Origin of the sequence: Neobacillus nitrireducens, from assembly GCF_030915405.1 — a bacterium.
Classification (GTDB): Bacteria; Bacillota; Bacilli; order Bacillales; family Cytobacillaceae; genus Neobacillus.
This window is the reverse complement of sequence record NZ_CP133262.1, coordinates 1,382,258-1,403,819: the sequence shown is the minus strand read 5'-3', so window position 1 is coordinate 1,403,819 and position 21,562 is coordinate 1,382,258. Positions and strand designations below refer to the sequence as shown.

Here is a 21,562-nt window from a genome sequence, read left to right as displayed (position 1 = left end):
TATTATCAACATGCGTTGTAGAGCGGTTTTCCTTCAACAACGCACGTTTTGTTAATAAGTAAAAAAGTCAGGTAATGACTAAAAAGGGGTAATATTTTTCATTGGTATTTTCGTGTTTCCCCTGCGTGACCCAATCCATTTCATTTAATTATCTTTCCAATCAATGTTTTCAATAAAGCGTACGAACGCCTTAACCACATTCCATTCCAGAGATTCCTTATGATAATACATCCAGGTTCTTCGCAAAATCGGATTTCCTTCTTGATCTTTTAAGTGGATTTTGTATAAGTCTTCGATCCCAGAAAGTACCCTGCTGGACAAAATGCCATAGCCTAAACCATTTTTGACCATTTCCTTACAAGGATCAACTTGGTCCACCTCTATACTTATAAAGGGGGCTTGCGCATAATTTTCAGCCCACCAATGATCTATGACTGATTTTAATAAGTAATCGCCTCGATTTTCGATTCTAGGGAGACGAGGGAGATCCTTCAAATCAAACTCATTTTTTGAAGCAATGCAAATGGTTTCCTCAAATAATTGATGTTTCGATAATCCCCGCCAGCCATAATCTCCTCGCACAAAGCTGATATGAACATCTTTATTATGAATTAGCTGAGTTACGTCTCTGCTCCATCCAGTAGTTACTTTGAATTCCACATGTGGATATTGCATTTTAAACAGTTTCAAAACATGGGGAAGTTCATAATTTGCGAAAAAATTAGATACCCCCAATTTCAACGTACCCACCACTTGATCACTTTCATTATTACTCATATTTTGAACATTTTCTTTTATCTTTTCATAATGAGCAAGGGCTTCCTCAGCACATTGGACAAGATATTCTCCTTGTGGGGTAAAATGCACTCCTCTGCTTTCACGAGTTACGATTTTAACGCCGAGTGCTTCCTGCATATGCTTTAATCGCGTCGTTAATGCGGGTTGAGTAAGAAATAAGAGGCGAGCGGTTTTAGTTAGATTTTTTTGCAGATAAAGCACCTTTAATATTTCCCAATCACGGTAATCCATAATTCCACCCATCTATCTGATATTAATATTTTTTATAGATTAATATAATTTTTTATCATTTTATTTATTTCAATTATTACATTATCCTTAACCTATAGCAATCGACAAATATCTTAATAAATAATCTGAAGTAAATCATATAGAGTAAGACAACAATGGGGGAATTGTAAATGAGAGTACAGGAGAGCCAACAAAATCCTTGGAGAAAATTTACTGGTCCAAACCTTGGCTATGTAATCGAACAATATGAACGGTATATGGACGGAGAAGATTCCATTGATCCAAAATTAAAAGAACTTTTTATTAAATGGGGCTCACCTTTACCTTTGGAGGAAAGTCAGGCCGATAAAACATTCAATAAAGAATCTGTCAATCTTAATAATTCCGCAGATATACAGAAAGTGCTAAAAGTAGTAAAACTGCTTGAAGACATTCGTTCAAATGGGCATTTAGCGGCAAACATGAATCCATTAGAGGGGAATGTGCAAAATCAAGAGCTGTTTCATCCAGAAAAACATGGGGTAAGTGTGGAAGAGTTGAAAATGATTCCAGCCAAACTTGTTTGGGAAGAGGCCCCGGCAGGCATTCAAACCGCATGGGATGCAATCAACCATTTAAAGAGTATATATACCTCCACACTAGCCTTTGAATTTAACCACGTTCACCATATGGATGAACGGGCATGGTTAACTCAAATGGTGGAGACAGGTTCCTTGCATCGATCCTTATCTAAAGAAGAACAAACTACCTTGCTGCAGAGTTTGACAGAGGTTGAAGGATTTGAACAATTTTTGCACAAAGCCTTTGTCGGTCAAAAGAGATTCTCTATTGAAGGCGTTGACATGCTAGTACCGATGCTAAATGCAGCGGTGGGTGAAGGTGTCGGGGATGGTGCACGTAATGTCGTGATTGGAATGGCGCATCGCGGCCGCCTAAGTGTCCTTGCGCATGTGTTAAACAAACCATACAGCAAGATGTTTTCTGAATTTCAACATTCGTCCGCTAAACAACAAGGTCCTTCAGAAGATTTATTTGATATTAGTGAGGGCTGGACTGGAGATGTGAAATACCATTTAGGCAGAAATCGATTCATAGAAGGCCCCGGTAACGTTCGTGCACGGATTACCTTAGCCAATAATCCGAGTCATCTTGAATTTGTCGATCCTGTAGTTGAAGGTTTTGCAAGAGCGGCCCAAGAAGAACGGAAGAATGCCGGTTACCCTGAGCAGGATGTTAAGAGGGCGTTTGCGATTTTGGTTCATGGGGATGCAGCCTTTCCGGGTCAGGGAATTGTAGCGGAGACATTGAATTTAAGCGGTTTAAAAGGATATCGAACAGGTGGAACCATCCATATCATTGCCAACAACATGGTAGGCTTTACAACAGATAGCCACGATTCTCGTTCGACGAGATATTCGAGTGATTTAGCAAAGGGATTTGAGATTCCGATTATCCATGTCAATGCGGACGACCCAGAAGCATGTCTGGCCGCTGTTCGATTGGCCTATCAGTATCGTTCTCGGTTTCAAAAAGACTTTTTGATTGATTTAGTTGGATACCGTCGATTTGGCCATAATGAAATGGACGACCCAGCGGTTACCCAGCCTAAGGTATACAAAAAAATTGTGAACCATCCAACTGTAAGAACAGTGTATGCCAAACAGTTGCAAAAGAGAGGCATTCTCAATCAAGAAGAAGTTGAGAAAATTAAACGCAATGTGCATGATATGTTACAAGCTGAATTTGAAAAAGTGTCAGATAAGAAGCAAAGTGAACCTCCAGCAGATGCTGAGGTTCCGATGGTTATCGCCAAAGGAATACCACCGTTGGAAACAAGCGTACCTCTTGAAACTCTTCGTGAAATAAACCAAAATTTGCTGAAATGGCCAGAAGGTTTTCAAGTGTATCCAAAGTTAAAACGGATTCTGGAGCGCCGTGATAAGGCATTAGAAGAGAATGGGAAAGTAGAATGGGCGGTAGCAGAAGTGTTGGCACTTGCGTCGATATTAAAAGATGGAACGCCAATTCGTCTAACCGGCCAAGATTCTGAGCGTGGAACGTTTGCACAGCGGCATATTGTGCTCCACGACGAGGAAACAAACGAAACGTATTCACCACTGCACCATCTTCCGCAAGCACGGGCTTCGTTTTCGGTTCATAATAGTCCGCTATCGGAAGCAGCTGTTGTAGGTTTTGAATATGGATATAATGTTTTTGCTCCTGAAACACTTGTCATGTGGGAAGCTCAATATGGCGACTTTGCCAACACGGCACAGCCCCTCTATGATCAATTTGTTTCATCTGCACGGGCAAAATGGGGACAAAAATCAGGTCTTATTCTCCTGATGCCTCATGGGTATGAAGGCCAAGGTCCGGAGCATTCCAGTGCTCGACCTGAGCGGTTTTTACAGTTAGCAGCTGAAAACAACTGGACGGTTGCCAACCTGACAAGTGCAGCCCAATATTTTCATATTTTACGCCGCCAAGCCTCCATCTTAGGATCAGAGTTTGTTCGACCATTGGTGATAATGACGCCAAAGAGCCTGCTCCGTCACCCGTTAGTTGCTTCTACTGGTACGGAACTAAGTGAAGGTCATTTCCAAACGGTTTTGGAGCAGCCTGAGCTCGGAAAAGTGCCAGAAAAGGTAAGGCGTTTGGTATTAACAACGGGTAAGATGGCTATCGACCTGGAGGTAGAAATCGACTCACAGAAAGAATATCAAAACCTAGAAGCGGTTCACATTGCTCGAATTGAACAATTGTATCCATTTCCAAAAGAAAAAGTGGAAGCGATATTGAAGCGTTATCCTAACTTGAAGGAAATCGTATGGGTACAGGAAGAACCGAAGAATATGGGAGCATGGCATTATATTGCCCCAACTCTTTTTGAGCTTGCTGCAGGCAGTCTGGCTGTTGATTACATCGGGCGTCAGTTCCGTTCAAGCACGGCAGGCGGGGACCCAATCGTTCATAAGAAGGAACAAGAACGTATTATCGAACAGGCCTTGAATTCTAATAGTATAGTAATTAATCAGAAACAAGATAGCAGATAATTACAGGCAAAGAACTGAGATATTAATTTAAAAGAAGATTTAATCTAATACCTAGGAGGATATGGCACATGATTGAGATCAAAGTACCTGAACTGGCAGAATCGATTACAGAAGGAACCATTGCACAATGGCTCATTAATATTGGTGATAAAGTAATCAAAGGAGATAGTGTTGTTGAATTAGAAACAGACAAAGTGAATATCGAATTAAATGCCGAATACTCAGGTGTAGTCACCAAGGTTTTAAAAGAGCCTGGAGATATCGTCGAAGTAGGAGATGTTATTGCGATTATCGAAGAGAATACTGCTGCAGAAGCCACTTCGGCTGTTCCAACAACTCCGGAAAAATCTGCCGAAGTTGAAACCTTTAATCAACAAAGCACTCAAACCGAGCCGGAACTTCCGAAAGCAAATAGCCCGATTGCCTCACCTGCGGCAAGAAAATTGGCAAGAGAATTGGGAATCGATTTAACCCAAGTAAGCAGCCGGGATCCACTCGGAAGAATTAGATCAGAGGATGTAAAAGCATACACACCGACACCTGCGGTTAAAGAAGAACCAAAGATGGAAAAGCCAAGCCCAAAACAAGCTGTAAAACAAATGGATGAAGAGTTTGACAAACCAGTAGAACGGGTGAAAATGTCTCGCCGGCGTCAAACCATCGCTAAACGCCTAGTAGAAGTCCAACATACAGCGGCGATGTTAACTACATTTAACGAAGTCGATATGTCGGCTGTTATGGATTTACGCAATCAGCGGAAAGATGCCTTTTTTGAAAAACATGGTGTTCGTCTTGGGTTCATGTCATTCTTTACCAAGGCAGTTGTCTCAGCATTAAAACAATTCCCGCTTTTAAATGCCGAAATTCAAGGCGATGAATTGATTATCAAGAAGTTCTATGATATTGGAATTGCCGTTGCAGCACCAGAGGGTCTAGTGGTACCAGTTGTTCGCAGTGCAAATCAGAAAAACTTTGCCGAAATCGAGCAGGATATCAGTAATCTTGGTAAAAAAGCTCGTGATAATGCCCTTACGTTAAATGATTTGCAAGGTGGAACATTTACCATTACCAATGGTGGGGTTTTTGGTTCATTAATGTCAACACCGATCTTGAATAGCCCGCAAGTAGGGATTCTCGGAATGCATAAAATCCAGACAAGACCAATAGCGATTGATAAGGAACGAATGGAAAACCGCCCGATGATGTATATTGCCCTGTCTTACGATCATCGAATTGTTGACGGCAAAGAGGCCGTTAGCTTCCTAGTTGCCGTGAAAGAATTGTTGGAAGATCCTCACTCTTTATTATTGGAGGGATAAGTAATAAAGATAAGCGAATAAATCAAGACCTAAAATTAATTTAATAGTCATTAAAAACAGGGATGGGGGGTGTTTCCATCTCTATTTTTAATGAAATTTTGGTTCGCTCAAAACCCTTTCACCCTCCAAAAAAATCCGCACTCATTTCAAAAAGAATCTCCAATATTGCTCTAAATAGGTTTGGCTGTTTTTTGTAGGGAAAGTCTGTATATACCGTCTGTAAATTGTTTCCCGCTTTTGGTATGGTTGCACCATATATGTATTATCATCTTATCGAAGCACCAATCATTTCACGATATTGATTAAATGGGTACTTAATCTAAAAATTGTGCACTCAAATTACTAAATTAAATGTACCCAATATTACGCTACAATCAAGATGTGCACAAGTAATAAATGGCCAAGAACTTTTAATGATATTAACTCGTGGGGTGAATTTAATGAGAAAAATGAAAGCGTTTCTATCTGGAACATTAGTTATGATACTTACCATCGCACTATTAGCTGGTTGTACAAGCTCAAGTTCTAGTGAATCAAAAAGCAGCGGTTCATCTAATTCAAAAAATGTAACGATAACAATGCTGGTTTCTGGAAATAAAGCGGCCTCCGGTCAAGATTTTGAAGTAGATATTTTACCGAAATTAGTTCATAAAAAGTTCCCGAACATTACATTAGAGGTACAAAAGCTACCTGATGATCAATATACAACTTCAATTAAGACTAAACTTGCAGTAAACCAAGCACCTGATATCTTTCGCGTATGGCCAAGAATGGCAAACGCCGCTTCTGTCATTGACCTTGGAAAAGGCGGATATTTAGCTGATCTTTCAGATCTGCCATTTATGGGAAATCTTTCTCAAACTGTGGGAGATGATATGTCATATAATGGAAAGATTTATGCGATTACTAAAGGGTTTGATATGTTAGGTACTTATTACAATAAAGCCTTATTCCAGAAAGTTGGAATTACTGAAGTGCCGAAGGATTGGGATGCCTTCCTTGCAGCTTGCCAAAAGTTAAAAGATGCAGGGATCACTCCAATTGTGATGGGGGATAAAGATCCTTGGGTAATTCAGTTTGGATTATATCAAATTGCAGCAAATACTGTTTATGCGGATGACAAAGAATTCGATACTAAACTTCAAGATGGAAAAGACTCACTCAACGGGCCGAAATGGCAGAAAGCTGTTTCAATGTACCAAGATCTATACAAAAAAGGGTACATTGCAAAGAATACTCTTGGACTAGGCGGACCACAGGCAATTCAAATGTTTATCGATGGTAAAGCTGCTATGACGTTAGACGGTACTTGGGATTACACCCCATTAACGGCGAAAGGTGCCACTGATTTTGAACGTGGTTTCTTCCCACTACCTGCTAATGAAAAAGGTAAACCTGTATATCAAGCGGCTGCTACTGCAGCGGGTTGGGCAGTTAATGCAAAATCAGAAAATGTCGATGCTGTAAAACAAATCCTGAACTATTGGTTTGATGGGAAGTCTGACTTATTTCAAGAATGGGTAAAAACTTCGTCTTCTATCGTAGCATATAACGGAGTTCCATTAACTAACGAATTATATAAAGATGCTTATGATCAGTATACAAGTACTGGAAACGCAATCTATTTTGCTAACCAAATGTGGCCAAGCGGGGTAGACGCAACCTTAGAATCAAAGTTTGCTGAGATTATTGGTGGACAAGGAACAACACCAAAAGACGTAACAAAAGCTATGCAAGACAAATTCGACGAACTTTGGAAAAAGTAAAAAAGATCAAGACAACCTAAATATTCAAGATTGAAAAATAAATGAAATTGAGGTGGGGAGTTTCCCCACCTCAAGTAAATTTGGAAAGGAATAAGATACCATGAATTCTACAGTCATGAAAAAATCAATGTATTTATTTGTTTTGCCTGCGTTGATTGTATATTTGACATTTTGGATCTTTCCCATTTTGAGACTTTTTCAATATAGTTTTTCAGATTACAACGGGGTACAGCAAAATCTAAACTTTGTTGGCCTAGACAACTATGTGAAAATATTCCAGGAAGGAGTTGCAGGTTCATCAATATCAAATACTTTGATATTTACGATGATTTCAACGGTCCTGGGCAATCTTATTGCACTTGGTTTAGCTTTTGTTTTGGATTCAAAAATTAAAGGGTTAGGGTTTTATCGTACAGTAGCTTATATACCTACTTTGTTTAGTGCTATCGTTGTGGGTTATATCTGGTCATATGTTTACATGCCTGAATCTGGACTGCTCCCAACAGTACTGAGTTGGTTTGGCATTCACAGTGAAAATTTAAACATTCTAGGTAATTACAAGACTGCCCTATATGGTATAACCGCTGTAGATATTTGGAAAACAATTGGAACCAGTACGATCATTTTCCTTGCTGGATTGCAGACTGTTCCACAAGAATTGCTGGAGGCGGGTAAAATTGACGGTGCTAACGGTTGGCAATTAACAAGGTTTGTTCGCCTGCCATTATTAGCAACATCTATTACAATTAACGTTACGCTAAGTATCATCAATGGACTGAAAGCTTTCGATTATTCTTTTATTATGACGAACGGTGGTCCCGGCAGATCGACTAGCACATTGGTTTATGATATTTTTAGGATGGCATTTACAGAAGGGCAGTATGGAAAGGCTGCATCATTGGCAGTAGTTTCCTTTGCCATAATAATAGCCGTTACAGTATTCCTCGTGACGAAATTAAATAAGAGGGAGGTAAATGTATGATGAGTAAGACAGCTATTCAAATTAATTCTTATGATGCAGGTATAAAACTGAATGAAGCTAAGAAAAGAAAATCCTTTGTTAAAAAAACTTGTTACCATATAGGAATAACCGCACTTATGTTAATAAATCTTTTACCACTTTTGATTGCCCTTTCAAGTTCATTACGAACACCGGATAATATGACGAATCCCTTAAATTTATTTTCCCAATTTAGCTTGGAAAGTTACAAGATAGCTTTTGAGCGAATGCATTTTCTCCAGGCATTGATGAATAGCGTTCTGCTAACGGGAGTTTCCGTTATTGTAGTTGTAATTTTTACATCTATGGCCGCCTATCCAATTGCAAGAATGAATACTCGGTTAAGTAAGTTCTTATATATCTTTTTTCTTGCAGGGCTTGTTGTTCCAAGTCAGATGGTCATCATTCCAATAGTTAAAACATTCAATGCATTAAATATTCCAAGTGGACAGCTAACATCGATTATCATGTTTATCACATGTAGTATACCTTTCTCATCATTTCTATACTCAGGCTTTATTAAGAGCAGTGTACCAATTGAGGTAGAGGAGTCAGCACTTCTAGATGGAGCCGGTTTATTTCGAAGGTTCTGGCAGATTGTATTTCCGCTATTATTACCTGTGACGGTTTCAGTTGTCATTACTCAGGGTGTATGGATTTGGAATGATTATTTCTTTAATATGATTTTTATTACAAAAGCAGATTTGACTCCATTACCACTTGCCATGCTAGGATTTATGGGTGACCAAACGAATCCAACTGCTTGGAACGTTCTTTTTGCAGCATGTTTCCTTTGTGCATTACCACTTTTAGTTATTTTTGCTTTTCTGCAGAAGTTCTTTATCAAAGGTTTAGCTGTAGGATCTGTAAAGGGTTGATTAGGCAAAATGAGATAGATTCCTAATCGGTAATTAAATAGGAAAAACGGGCCATATTGCAAGTGGTCCGTTTTTCTGTTTGGTCTTATTCAATTTTAGGAACACAGATTTTAATTGTTGTTCCTTTATTAGGTTCACTTTCTACATTTAACCCATATTCCAAACCATAATAAAGCGCAATTCTAGAATGGACATTTTTAAGACCTATACTTTCTTTGCTCCGTTTTCCTAGCTCCTTAAATTCAGGTTGTTCTTGTAAGAAATTTCTTATATCAGATAACTTGTCCCTTTCAATACCAATACCGTTATCTGAAATTTCAAAAACGATTCTACTTTGGCTAATCTCGTATGCCTTTATCTTGACGGTGCCTTTCATTTTTTTCTTTTCAAGTCCGTGAAGAATGGAATTTTCAATAATTGGTTGAAGTATTAATTTTAGAATACGGCATGAAGATAATTTGCTAGGGATTTCAAGATTAAAATCAATGCTATTATCATACCTTATATTTTGAATTGTAATATAATTTTTTACATGATCAATCTCATCGTTTAAAAGAACTAATTCACTTTCTGTTTTGATGCTATATCTAAACATATCCCCCAAAGCCTTAGTCATAATTGATATACTTTCAATTTCTTCAATTTCAGCAATACTATTAATCGATTCTAACGTGTTATATAGAAAATGGGAATTGATTTGAGCCTCTAATGATTTCATTTGGGAGTCTAATGTAATCAATTTATTTTGATAACTTTCTTTTATATACTTCTGAATAGCCTCAATCATATTGTTATATTCGGTATAAAGGATACCGACTTCATCTTTGCGGTTTAGGTATTTATCATTAGAAACTTTCTTCAACTGTTTGTTGGTACGCATAATTTTACTTAACTCAATTGTGGGTCTTGTAAGTTGGTTTGATAGGAGCAAGGAAAGTAATATAAAGATAACAGCACATGTTATTGATATGTAAATAATTAATTTTTCTGAAAGGTTGTATGGTTTATATAACTCATTCATGGGAATGGATGCTACAATATTCCAATTGTTGTCAGGAAATGGTGCGATGACAGTTAAATGACCATCTTTCACCTCTTGATTAGTACCTCCGTGGTTACTTGAAAGTTTACCTTGGTAGTATTTGGGAAGGGTTTTCCCGATTTTGCTCAATGTATTGTCATAAAGGATTAGTCCTTTGTTATTAACCAAGGAGAGATTTGTCATATTTGGGATAATATCGTTATCAAGGGCTTGAAATATTTTAATATCACAATCCAACATTAAAACACCAAGTAATTTGTGTGTATTAAAATCATAAATTGCACGTGCAAATGTGACGGAAGGCTGGGCATTAATTATAAAAGGCTTTGTAGAAACATTGCTAACATAAAGTCCACCTTTTTGATGTAGTGTTTGTTTATACCAATCATCCTTGAGTGGTACATAGCCAAAGTGAAGATCTGTATTGTTGATCGTGTAAGTGATTGATTTGCCGTCAGGAAGGAATAGATAGATACCATTTATATAGTCATTACTTAGAATTAAATTATTAAAAAAGAACTGCATGTCCCTTCTTGCAAGATAAAGATCGTATGGTCCCGCGTTTTTATTGTTATTCAATTTGTATAATTGATCAGCAACAGTAGGGGATCCAGGTATAGTTGAGAACTGTTGAAATGTTAACGTAATACGTTTTATATTTTGATAAATTCCATCGATTTTTTCTAATGAATTCTCTATTGTATTTGAGGTAACGACAGATACTTGTTGATTCACAATCTTAGTATAGCTACTGTAAGAGTTAATTGTGACGATAATAATAGGAATAATAGAAATGGCAATAAATACAAGGAACAATTTTGTTCGGGTAGTAAGAGATTTCATCGGTAGCCTCCAGATGTATAAACCTAATTAAAGTATACCTTAAACATTTTTTTAAAATAATAAAAGAATCAAAAAGGGATAGCAGTAATTCAGCTATCTCTTTTACATCATTCTATATTCTTCCGGGGTGTAACCGGTCACCTTTTTAAATACTCTGAAAAAATATTTCGTATTATCATACCCTAATGTTTTTGCGATTTTATAGACTTTTTCTGGAGAACTTTTTAACAGTTCCTTAGCTTTTTCAATCCTTATTCTATTAACAAAATCATTGAAATTCTCACCTGTTTTTTCTTTAAATAAGTAACTGCAGTAACTTGGATTGATAAAGAACAAGGTAGATATTTTATTTAGCGTTATTTCCTTGTTATAGTTTTTTATTACATACGTTTTTATATTGTCGATGAGGTTTTCCGAACCGTAAATATTCTTTTCTCTAAACACTTCAGTTAAGCTGGGTAAGACTTGAAAGAAGTATGTCTTAATGGACTCAATGTCAAATACTGTTTCCAGCATGGATTCGAAGCTAGAGGAAGGAGAATCTTTTGTTATTGAATCAAAGTAATTTGAAAGCATATTTCTAACTTCATGGATTAAATCATTACATAAATTCTTTAGAGAAAAAATAGTTAAGGCTGGTATTTCGCATATAAAGTTAAAGTACTCGGTGGTAAGATCAAGAACCTTGCCTGTGTGTCCTGACTCAATGTGAAAAAGCAATTCATCGGTTTTTTCCCAGTATGGATTTTCAAATGTGTTTATTTGTCCTTCAAGATAAAACAAGATGTTGTTTATATCCGTTGCCACTCTATTATTTAATGCCGAAATCGTTTCGGTATACGCCTCATTTAACTGTAATAATGTTTTTTTGGTTTTACTGATTCCTAGATAGATACAATCTTTGGGAGTTCCACTGCTGCTAACACTTTCATAAAGCAGATCACTTTTCAATGTTATTAATTGTTGGAGGTCTCTGGCATTCTTTTCATAGTATGAAAGAAAGAAATAAATATTATCGTTTTCGGTATTTGGTATGTTAATAATGCCGTTCGTCCTTATATTTTCAATTAAAACCGGATTATTTAAATATTCAACAAGACCGATAGTTGAATAAAGTGTAAACAATATAAATTGATGACTTTCATCAAAGGTTTGAAATATAGTAGATTTCGGTTCGAAATTTTTCGAGATACCTAAGATTACGTTATTTAAAACTTGTAAGTCAGACTGATATTTTATCTTTTCATTTTCCGTCTCAGTTGTTTCCAGCTTTAGTTGATAGGCGCGTTCCTGATTAATTAAGTTTATGGCCTTTTGTAAGGCGGAATGAATTTCTTCACGATTAAAAGGTTTTAATAAGTAATCGACAACTTTTGCAGAGATGGCTTCTTGCATATATTCAAAATCGCTGTAACCGCTTATGACGATTAACTTTTTTTCGGGGAAATCATTTTGTAGTGTCTTTAAGAAAACTTTTCCGTCCATTTCTGGCATTCTCATATCAGTAAATATAATATCAGGATTTACTTCACGGATTAATTCCAGGGCATCGATGCCATTGTCCGCCTCCCCAACAAATTGGGCTTCCTCTGAAAACGCTTTTAATTTTTTTAACATCCCTCTTCTAATTAGAGGTTCATCATCAACAATGATATAGGTATACATGGTCTCATCCCCTTCTTTATCGAATACTATCCGTTCATTATAACCTAAAAATAATATACCCAAAAGACAAAATAAAGTACACTGCTTGAAACGTTATAATTTAAATAGGAAGACGATTTATTTGGGAAAGCTATGTCTAGAATAAAAAAGATGAAGGGGGTTAAACGATGTTTTCGACAGAAGGCTTTTTATATCGCACCTGTGTTTGGATTTATCACTTCACACTATTAAACATTCTTTTCCTAATTACCTGTATTCCAATTATTACATTATTCCCTTCTTTAGCTGCTGCTTTTGGGGTTTCAAGACAATGGATAAAAAAGAATGATCCACCAATCATTTCAACATATTTTAAAATATTTAGAGAAAATTTTAGACAAAGTATGATAGTCGGTATTTTCATCATTATATTTGGTTTGTTACTTTATGTTGATTTCCAAATTACTACACAAATCCACTCGAATCTAAGAATTGCTTTATATTTATTTTTTTGCATTATGATGGTATTTTATATAGCTGCGATTTTACATGTGTTTCCGTTAATGGTTAACGGCTACTATACAAATAAACAGTTACTGATGAATGCTGTGAAATTTAGTTTTTATAAATTCCACATAACCCTATTAAATATGATTTGTATATATATGATATTTTTTATTGCTTATAAGTTTCCTGTTATATTCGTATTCTTTTTCTCTAGCATTTGTTTATTCCTTACTTATTGGCATATAAATAAAAAATTTATTATTTTGGAAGCTTTGGAGAAAAATTGATGTCTATAAAATAGCTTCAAATATATTAGTGAAAACAAGGGGAGGTAGAGTGGTGTGCTAAAACTAAACACGCTGACATGTGAATACAGAGATTTTTTATTGGGGACAGATCTTTCTCATCCAAGGTTTTCATGGAAACTAACTTCTGATAAAAATCATACAATGCAAGAATTCTATCAAATTCAAGTTTCTTTATCAGAAAAGAGATTTGAGAAGCCATTATTATGGGATACAGGTAAGCATCAATCGCAGCAATCTATTCATATTCCATACGCTGGACCAGATTTGAAATCAAGAACCCGTTATTATTATCGTGTTCGTGTTTGGGATAATTATGGTTGTGAATCAGATTGGAGCGACATTATCTGGTTTGAGACTGGGTTAATGTCTTCAGAGAATTGGCAAGCAAAATGGATCACTCCTGACCCTGCTTTCTTTAATCAGGAATCAAAGCCTATTACAGTATTTCGAAAATCATTTTTGATTGAAAAAAAGGTTCAGTCCGCCCGGATTTATGGAACAGCTGCCGGGCTTTATGATCTTTACCTGAATAATGAAAAAATCGGTGATGATTTATTTGCTCCTGGTTGGAGCAGTTACAAACATCGTCATCAGTATCAGACGTATGACATTACAGACATGTTATCTCCTGGTCAATACGTTATCGGCGCCATGGTAGCAGATGGTTGGTATAAAGGGGAATTAACCTGGCTCTCAAAAAGAAATATCTATGGGAAGGAACGAGCACTTCTTTTGCAATTGCACCTTTTATTTGAGGATGGAACAGAAGAGGTAATTATGACAGATCCAACGTGGAAATCATCGATAGGCCCTATTTTATTATCAGAGTTTTATGCAGGTGAAACTTACGATGCCCGGTTAGAGATAAAGGATTGGCTCATTGAGGATGACTCTGTCTGGAAAAATACAAGGGCTTGTGAACTCCCATTTAACCAACTTGTTTCTCAAGAAAACTGGCCTACAAAAGTAACAGAAGTTATCAAGCCTATTGCAGTTATTAAAACTCCAAAGAACGAAACCATCCTTGATATGGGACAAAACATGGTTGGCAGAGTTCGAATGAATGTTAACTTACCGGTGGGTGAGAAGGTTGTTTTATACCATGCGGAAGTTTTAGATAAAGAAGGTAATTTTTATACAGGCAATTTACGTCAAGCCATTCAAAAGGTTGAGTATATATCCAATGGTAATGGTCCAGTTTCATATGCAGCATATTTTACTTTTCAAGGCTTTCGTTATGTCAAAGTAGAAGGTTTAGTAGGCTTATCTGAACAAGAGTTGCTAAACTACTTTGTAGGAGAGGTCATACATTCTGATATGCCAAGAACGGGATATTTTGAGAGCTCGAATGAACTAGTCAATAAATTATATAACAACATTCTTTGGGGGCAGAGAGGAAATTTTGTTGACGTTCCAACAGATTGTCCGCAACGAGACGAGCGCCTCGGATGGACTGGTGATGCACAAATATTTATTCGAACGGCAGCTTACAACTATCATGTGGCTCCGTTTTTCACCAAATGGGTTAGGGACCTAAAAAGCGATCAAACTGCAAATGGAACGGTCCCTTTTGTGATTCCAGACGTTATTGAAGACTACATTTCCGAAATGTGGGGGGATTATAATTATACCTCTTCAGCGTGGGGTGACGCTGTAACCATTTGTCCGTGGACTATTTATCGAACCTTTGGAGATGAAAGACTCCTAGGGGAACAATATGAAAGTATGAAAGCATGGGTTGACTATATCCGAGCACAAGGAGCAAATCCAAATCTTTGGAATACGGGATTTCACTTTGGTGACTGGTTGGCGCTTGATGCGGAAGAAGATCCCTATTTCGGAGCGACACCCGAACACTTAGTGGCAACTGCCTACTATGCTTATTCTACTCAAATCTTAAGAGATGCTGCACATGTCTTAAATAAAGAGGAAGATGTAATGAAATATGATCAGCATTTGGTAGGAATTATTCGGGAATTTCAAAAAACATTTATATCAGTTGATGGGAAAATGAAGGCGAATACTCAAACGGCTCATATCCTTCCACTGGTGTTTAATCTAGTAGATGGAAAGATTCGTGAACAAATAGCAGCCGACTTAAACCAATTGATAATAGATAAAAACTATCATTTATCTACAGGATTTGTTGGTACTCCTTATTTATGTATTGCATTATCTGAAAATGGTTATCATGAAACGGCGCTACGTTTGCTTTTACAGGAAAGCTATCCTTCGTGGTTATTTTCTGTTTTACAAGGTGCTACTACGATTTGGGAACACTGGGATGGTATCAAAGAAGATGGGTCCTTCTGGAGTGACGATATGAATTCCTTTAATCATTATGCCTATGGGGCAATAGGGGAATGGCTTTACAGATATGTAGCGGGTATTGACCTTGAGGAAGCAGCCTATAGGACAATAAAAATTCAGCCACATATTTCGAAGTATGGCTTGTCTTCAGCAAAGGCCTCATTGGAATCTCCTTATGGTACGATTGTTTGCTCTTGGGAACGAACAGAAGAAAAAACGGACATTTATGTGGAGATTCCAGTAAATACAACAGCCAAGATTTTGTTAAATGGTAGTAAAAAAGAAAAGTTAACAGTTCAGTCACTCACTCCAGATGAAGAAAATAATATTTCAGTTTCAGATACATCAGATGGTTTAGTTTGTATGGTAGGATCGGGAAGTTACTCGATCCAACTCGAAAGGTAGGGAATAACGGCATGAGTATTCAAAAACTAGAAAATCAAGTGATTGTAAGGAATGAAAAATTTATTGAAACAGCGGAACAATTAAAGCCACAACTTCACGAAACAATTGTAAAGCCTTCATCAATCGTAGAAATAAAAGCGGATTCACAAGTAATTCATGGCTGGAAATCGAAGACTGTTGCACCGGCTACATCTCTTACAGACTCTGAATATGGGAAAAATGATTCGTTTGTTCTAGATTTTGGTGGTCATCAGGTTGGGTATCTAACCGTAAAGATTCGTTCAGCTGGTAGTCCGCCTGATGCGCCGCTCAAACTAAAACTCACCATTGGGGAGATGCCAGTTGAGATGGCCGAACCTTTTGAAAACTATAATGGATGGCTTAGTAGTTCATGGTTGCAGGAAGAGACTATTTTTGTTGATGTATTGCCAGCTGTTATCTCACTGCCTCGTCGTTACAGCTTTAGATATGTAAAGTTTGACGTGATTGATACATCACCTAAATATCGAGTTGTCTTTGAAAATGTGGAGTGTAGAGCTGTTACTTCGGCCAATATAAGTACGGTTAAAAAGAGTTTACATCAGGATGAGGAACTTCAAAAAATAGATGATATTAGTATTAAAACACTTGCAGATTGCATGCAGGATGTATTTGAAGATGGGCCAAAACGCGATCGCAGACTTTGGCTCGGTGACCTGAGATTACAAGCCCTAGCAAACTATGAAACATTCCGAAATAATGACCTAGTTAAACGGTGTCTCTACCTTTTTGCAGGTGTTCCAGATGATAAAGGTAAGGTTCCCGCTAATGTTTTTGTTGCTCCTGAGCTCGTTGCCGATGATACCTATCTTTTTGATTATTCCTTATTTTTTGTGGGAACACTACATGATTATTATTTAGCAACAAACGATCTAGTAACATTAAAAGAGCTGTGGCCAACTGCCTATCGCCAGGTTGAACTTGCCCTTGAAAGATTGGATAAAAATAATATTTTGAGAGATTCGTCCGATTGGTGGTCTTTCATTGATTGGCAGGAAGGATTAAACAAACAAACTCCGTCTCAAGCCGTGTTGATTTATACGATGAAGCAAGCTATACGTCTTGCAGAAGAATTAAATGTACCTGAAAGGGATAGTCTGATAGACCGTTTAACGGAGATTGTGGAAGCTACCAAAATCCATTTATGGGATGATAAGCAGCAATTTTTTGTAAGTGGTTCGGATCGTCAAGTATCTTGGGCAAGCCAAATATGGATGGTGCTTGCCGGTGTTTTGCCAAAGGAAGAAAATAATAAACTTATGAAGCGCCTTTTAACAGAAAATCTTTCTGTTGGTATTGCTACTCCATATATGTATCATCATCTTATTGAAGCATTGTTGATTTCAGGAGATAAAGTGCAGGCAATTGCAGAAATGAAAACCTACTGGGGTGGAATGATTCGAGATGGAGCTGATACCTTTTGGGAATTATATGATCCCAAGAATAAAGACTTTTCCCCTTATGGAAGCCATCTAATCAACAGCTATTGCCATGCGTGGAGCTGTACGCCAACATATTTAATAAGGAAGTATAACTTATAAGAGGACTCTATTTTGAAAGGACAGCCAAGTATTATTATTGGTTGTTCTTTTTGTTTTGCTGTTTTAGTAATCTTTGTTTATTTGAAAAAGTATGAAGGACAAATCTTGTGTTCCAGAGGAGACTTTTGTCCTTCATCCCGCTTATGAAAGACAAATCTCCCGTTCCAGCGGAGCTTTTTGTCCTTCATCCCGCTTATGAAGGACAAATCTCCCGTTCCAGCGGAGCTTTTTGTCCTTCATTTAGGACAAATCTCATGTTACTTGTTTATGTTTATCTATTCCATTCTGAAAAATGCGTACACAAATCAGAAAAATTAGACACTATCGAACTATTATCGTGCAGGCTATGATATTCGTATAGGAGACCGGTCCTTATTTTTTAGAAATTGGAAGCGCTTTATACTCAGGGGAGGTAATGAATCTATGAAAAAATCCCACCTCTTTAAGATGGGAAAAAGAACCTTATCTTTAATGCTTGTTACGACGCTAGCTGCAGGTTTAGTTGGTTTCAATGCACCTTCGAAAAAAGCAGAAGTATTACCCGTATTTAATAAACAAGTCGGCGGGGTATTTGACGGGATGCCATTGTTTGATGGTGTTCCTAAGCATCTTGATGCATATGTCGATGCTTATTTTGATTATACGGGCATAGAAGGACCAGCAGTTTATGCTACAGGTTCAAGGAATCATTATATATTACAGCGGGGACCGAATGCCGGGAAAGCTATACCTGGTGCTCTTTCTGCAGCTGACAACGTTCAAGGTGTATCCACTGATTTCCCGGCCCTAGTCGGTATGGGACAAACCTGGAACAAAGCTCTTCTTTCTGATATCGGAAAAGTAATGGGGAGTGAGAAAATAAGTACATTAAAAGTAAAACAAGGTGAATCTAATATTCACGGCGGTGCAAATGCTTCTGCCACCGTTGCCTTCACGGTTGTCAGCGATATGCGCATTAATCCGCTAAGCGGAAGATTTGACGAGGGATTTTCAGAAGATCCAAATATGGCTGCAACGATGGTCGATAGCATGGCAGCTGGTCTAAGCGGCACCGATCAAGAAAAGAGTGATAATGGGTTTTGGACACGAGCAGTGGTAGGAACGAAGCATTTTTCCGTTTATAACGCGCAGTGGTTCCGTCAAACATCTAGTAACAGTGCTAGCGCACGGTCAATTTTCGAATATCAGACAAAGAGTCCTTTAAAAGCGCTTAGCTCTGGATCAGTCGGGGGAGTGATGACCTCGTTTGGTCGAACTAACGGGATTCCAAACATTCTCTCTCCGTACCAACGTCATGCCAATAATTTTTCGAAGTACGGAGTCTATAGCTCTCCGGATTTTAATGGTGACCAACTCGTCTTCCAAGAAGGTATGCAAGGGAATGGGTACGATACGAAATATGCAACAGACCGTACCAACGCATCAATCTTAATGATTTTGGCTAAAGCGAACGCAGGACGCCCGGGTCCCAACGAACAGAATGCAAAAGATGATGTTGCTGCTATCGTGAATGCCGTCGAACAAGGGAAATATGGCCTTACCAAAGCAGACCTTATTGAGGCTGCCCGTCCACATGTAAATCAAATGGTTCGTGTCGGTATCTTTAACGAAGTGGACCAAAACGGAATTCCAAAGAATTACCCATTCGTTCAAGAAGCTAAGGACGTGAGGGCGCAACCAGCCACTTTTACTACGCCTGAGCATCAACAAGTGGCGTTACGTGCCGCACAGGAGAGCATCGTATTGCTCAAAAACGATGGTACTCTGCCACTGGAAAAGAACAAGAAAGCGGCTGTTTCTGGAGTATATGCGGATTCAAGATTCAAAACGACTTACTCTGTAGGAACGACACCAGCTATCGAAAACTCTGGAATCTCCCCGTTACTGGCAATTATAAAAGCAAATGGGGCTAATAACGTATCATACGCTTCTGGAGCTAAAGTCGTAGCATTGAAATCCAAGCTAAACGGCCAAACCGTCACGGCTGATGGAAATGCTGCGGATGTTACAACAGGTTCTCAGCTGGTAACAACGGCAGATCCTGTGGATGGAAATAATCCTGCTCAATTGTTTGAAGTGTTTGATTGGGGACAAAAGGGCTACAGTTTACGTTCACAAAAAAATGGCCGTTGGGTATCATCACCGACTGGTGCGAATGCTGCTATTGCAAATACAAATAATACAGCATTAAACCTAACAAATAATGATTGGAATCTAGCTGAGATGCTAGGAAGTACAAGTACAATTCCACCAACAATCCGGGTCGAAGAGAATTCAGACAAAACTGTATCCTTGATTGCCAACGGTTATAGAACAGGATTTTCCGGAGACTTTTCAAATTGGTATTACGCTAACAGCCGCTTTATTACCACTGGATCAGATGGTAAACTGAAAACCGCGGGTACAACACTCACAAACAAAGCAAACGCAGCCAACCGAAATAATGATGTCAAATTTGAACAAACAGTTGTGAAGGAAGTAGGCTCAGATGCTGTTAAACGCGCAGAAACAGACGATTACGCCGTCGTATTTGTCGGCGCAATTCCGCGTCACAGTGCAGGCGAAGGCACTGATCGCTCTGATTTGAATATGGGCGATGCTGATTACCAATTAGTTGATAAGGTATCTTCCGCTTTTGCCGAGCAGGGCAAAAAGACAGTGGTTGTAGTAAAGTCTAGCTTCCCTGTCGGTATGGAAAGGATTCAAAACAATCCAAACGTATCTGCGATTCTTTACCAGCCATATGGTGGTCAATACGATTCTTCCGCCTTGGCTCAGGTTCTGTATGGTGACTATGCACCGACTGGTCGTTTATCTTCAACATGGTATGCAGATATGTCCGCATTCCCTGCAATCAATAAGTATTCGATTCCTGAAGGGAATACGACAGTGACTTTGGATGGGGTTGATCCTCGTTATACAGTGGATATGACGAATGCCGATCCAGAGGAATCAAAGCTGACATATATGTATACGAAGGCAAAGGTAACGTATCCGTTCGGATACGGTAAATCATACAGTAAATTTACTTACAGTGATTTCACTGCACCGAAAACTGCTAACGGAAAGGCTCCTTTCAATGTAACAGTAAAAGTCAAAAATGATGGAAAGGTAAGCACTTCCGAAGTAGTTCAGCTATATGTCAAAAATAAAAAATCTGTTTATGGTACTCATGCACCGCAAAAGCAATTAGCAGCATTCGATAAAGTATCCTTAGCTGCTGGAGAAACAAAAACAGTGACTCTTTCCGTCAATCCAAAGGATTTTGCTATTTGGGACGTAAATGCAGGTGGTTTCATTGTAGAGGATGGGGATTATGCGCTTATGGCAGGATCTTCTTCACAGGACATCCGAGCTGAAAAACAAGTTGAAATTTCTGCAGACTCCCTTGCAGCGCTCCCAACAAATAAACCGTTTAATGTTTTCGACCATTCGTTTGCCTCGAATGAGGTATTCTATCACGAAGTATCTAAAGCCAGAACGGCTCAAAACTTAAAAGAGAAGAAGGTTGTTGGCGGATATTATGCTGTTAGTTCTAAACAAAATGGTTCGTGGGTGGCACTTCCAAAAGTAGTGTTAACTGGATCTAGATCAGTAACAGCATCCGTTGCTTCGGATGGTAGCGGCGGTAAAATAACCTTACATGCTGATTCCGTGGATAGCGCACCTTATGCCGTAATCAATGTTCCAAAGACTGAGAAAAATACGTACTCAATTGACAATGCCGGAGTGCAAGTTAACGAGTTGGGCTATACAAATGTAACTGTCGATTTGGGTAAAAATGCACCGAAAGGGCAGCATACGCTCTATGTTGTATTTGAATCACCAGACCTTCGAATTGACAGCTTAGCATTCGAGGTAAAATAACACAGAATATA

At 38.2% G+C, this 21,562-nt stretch carries 12 protein-coding genes; 9 read left to right on the top strand and 3 right to left on the bottom strand.

The annotated features are described in order from the left end of the window. Positions 1–144: 144 nt before the first annotated feature. Positions 145–1,029, bottom strand: a complete 885-nt coding sequence (locus tag RCG22_RS06710; RefSeq protein WP_308107107.1) for a LysR family transcriptional regulator — start codon at positions 1,027–1,029, stop codon at positions 145–147. Positions 1,030–1,199: 170 nt separating this feature from the next. Here RCG22_RS06710 and RCG22_RS06705 point away from each other — a divergent pair, with 170 nt between their 5' ends. From RCG22_RS06705 to RCG22_RS06685, 5 genes are all read left to right on the top strand, one after another. Further along, positions 1,200–4,082 (top strand): 2-oxoglutarate dehydrogenase E1 component, encoded by a 2,883-nt coding sequence (locus tag RCG22_RS06705; RefSeq protein WP_308106272.1) that lies wholly within the window; start codon positions 1,200–1,202, stop codon positions 4,080–4,082. 68 nt (positions 4,083–4,150) lie between these two features. Next, on the top strand, positions 4,151–5,401 hold the full coding sequence (gene odhB, locus RCG22_RS06700; RefSeq protein ID WP_308106271.1) for a 2-oxoglutarate dehydrogenase complex dihydrolipoyllysine-residue succinyltransferase: 1,251 nt from the start codon (positions 4,151–4,153) through the stop codon (positions 5,399–5,401). A 440-nt stretch (positions 5,402–5,841) separates the two neighbouring features. After that, positions 5,842–7,167, top strand: coding sequence for an ABC transporter substrate-binding protein (locus tag RCG22_RS06695; RefSeq protein ID WP_308106270.1), 1,326 nt, complete (start codon positions 5,842–5,844; stop codon positions 7,165–7,167). 115 nt (positions 7,168–7,282) lie between these two features. Continuing rightward, positions 7,283–8,149 (top strand): carbohydrate ABC transporter permease, encoded by an 867-nt coding sequence (locus RCG22_RS06690; protein WP_308106269.1) that lies wholly within the window; start codon positions 7,283–7,285, stop codon positions 8,147–8,149. After that, complete coding sequence (locus RCG22_RS06685; protein WP_308106268.1) at positions 8,146–9,045, top strand: carbohydrate ABC transporter permease; 900 nt, start codon at positions 8,146–8,148, stop codon at positions 9,043–9,045. Before RCG22_RS06690 ends, RCG22_RS06685 begins: the two co-directional genes overlap by 4 nt. An 85-nt stretch (positions 9,046–9,130) precedes the next feature. On the opposite strand, the gene RCG22_RS06680 is transcribed toward RCG22_RS06685, so the two are convergent. Both RCG22_RS06680 and RCG22_RS06675 read right to left on the bottom strand, forming a co-directional pair. Continuing rightward, positions 9,131–10,930 (bottom strand): sensor histidine kinase, encoded by a 1,800-nt coding sequence (locus RCG22_RS06680; protein ID WP_308106267.1) that lies wholly within the window; start codon positions 10,928–10,930, stop codon positions 9,131–9,133. Positions 10,931–11,032: 102 nt separating this feature from the next. Next, a complete protein-coding gene (locus RCG22_RS06675; RefSeq protein ID WP_308107106.1) occupies positions 11,033–12,595 on the bottom strand; it encodes a response regulator transcription factor in 1,563 nt (520 codons plus the stop codon). A gap of 167 nt (positions 12,596–12,762) precedes the next feature. Between RCG22_RS06675 and RCG22_RS06670 the strand changes: the two genes are divergently transcribed. The 4 genes from RCG22_RS06670 (at position 12,763) to RCG22_RS06655 (ending at position 21,551) form a co-directional block, all read left to right on the top strand. Then, positions 12,763–13,368: a YesL family protein gene (locus tag RCG22_RS06670; RefSeq protein ID WP_308106266.1), complete on the top strand. Its 606-nt coding sequence runs from the start codon at positions 12,763–12,765 to the stop codon at positions 13,366–13,368. A gap of 54 nt (positions 13,369–13,422) precedes the next feature. Then, a complete protein-coding gene (locus RCG22_RS06665) occupies positions 13,423–16,104 on the top strand; it encodes a family 78 glycoside hydrolase catalytic domain (protein ID WP_308106265.1) in 2,682 nt (893 codons plus the stop codon). Between the two features lie 11 nt (positions 16,105–16,115). Continuing rightward, positions 16,116–17,684 (top strand): alpha-L-rhamnosidase-related protein, encoded by a 1,569-nt coding sequence (locus RCG22_RS06660; RefSeq protein WP_308106264.1) that lies wholly within the window; start codon positions 16,116–16,118, stop codon positions 17,682–17,684. 423 nt (positions 17,685–18,107) lie between these two features. Next, positions 18,108–21,551 carry a glycoside hydrolase family 3 C-terminal domain-containing protein gene (locus tag RCG22_RS06655; protein ID WP_308106263.1) on the top strand — a complete coding sequence of 1,148 codons (3,444 nt, stop codon included), beginning with the start codon at positions 18,108–18,110 and terminating at the stop codon, positions 21,549–21,551. Positions 21,552–21,562 lie beyond the last annotated feature (11 nt).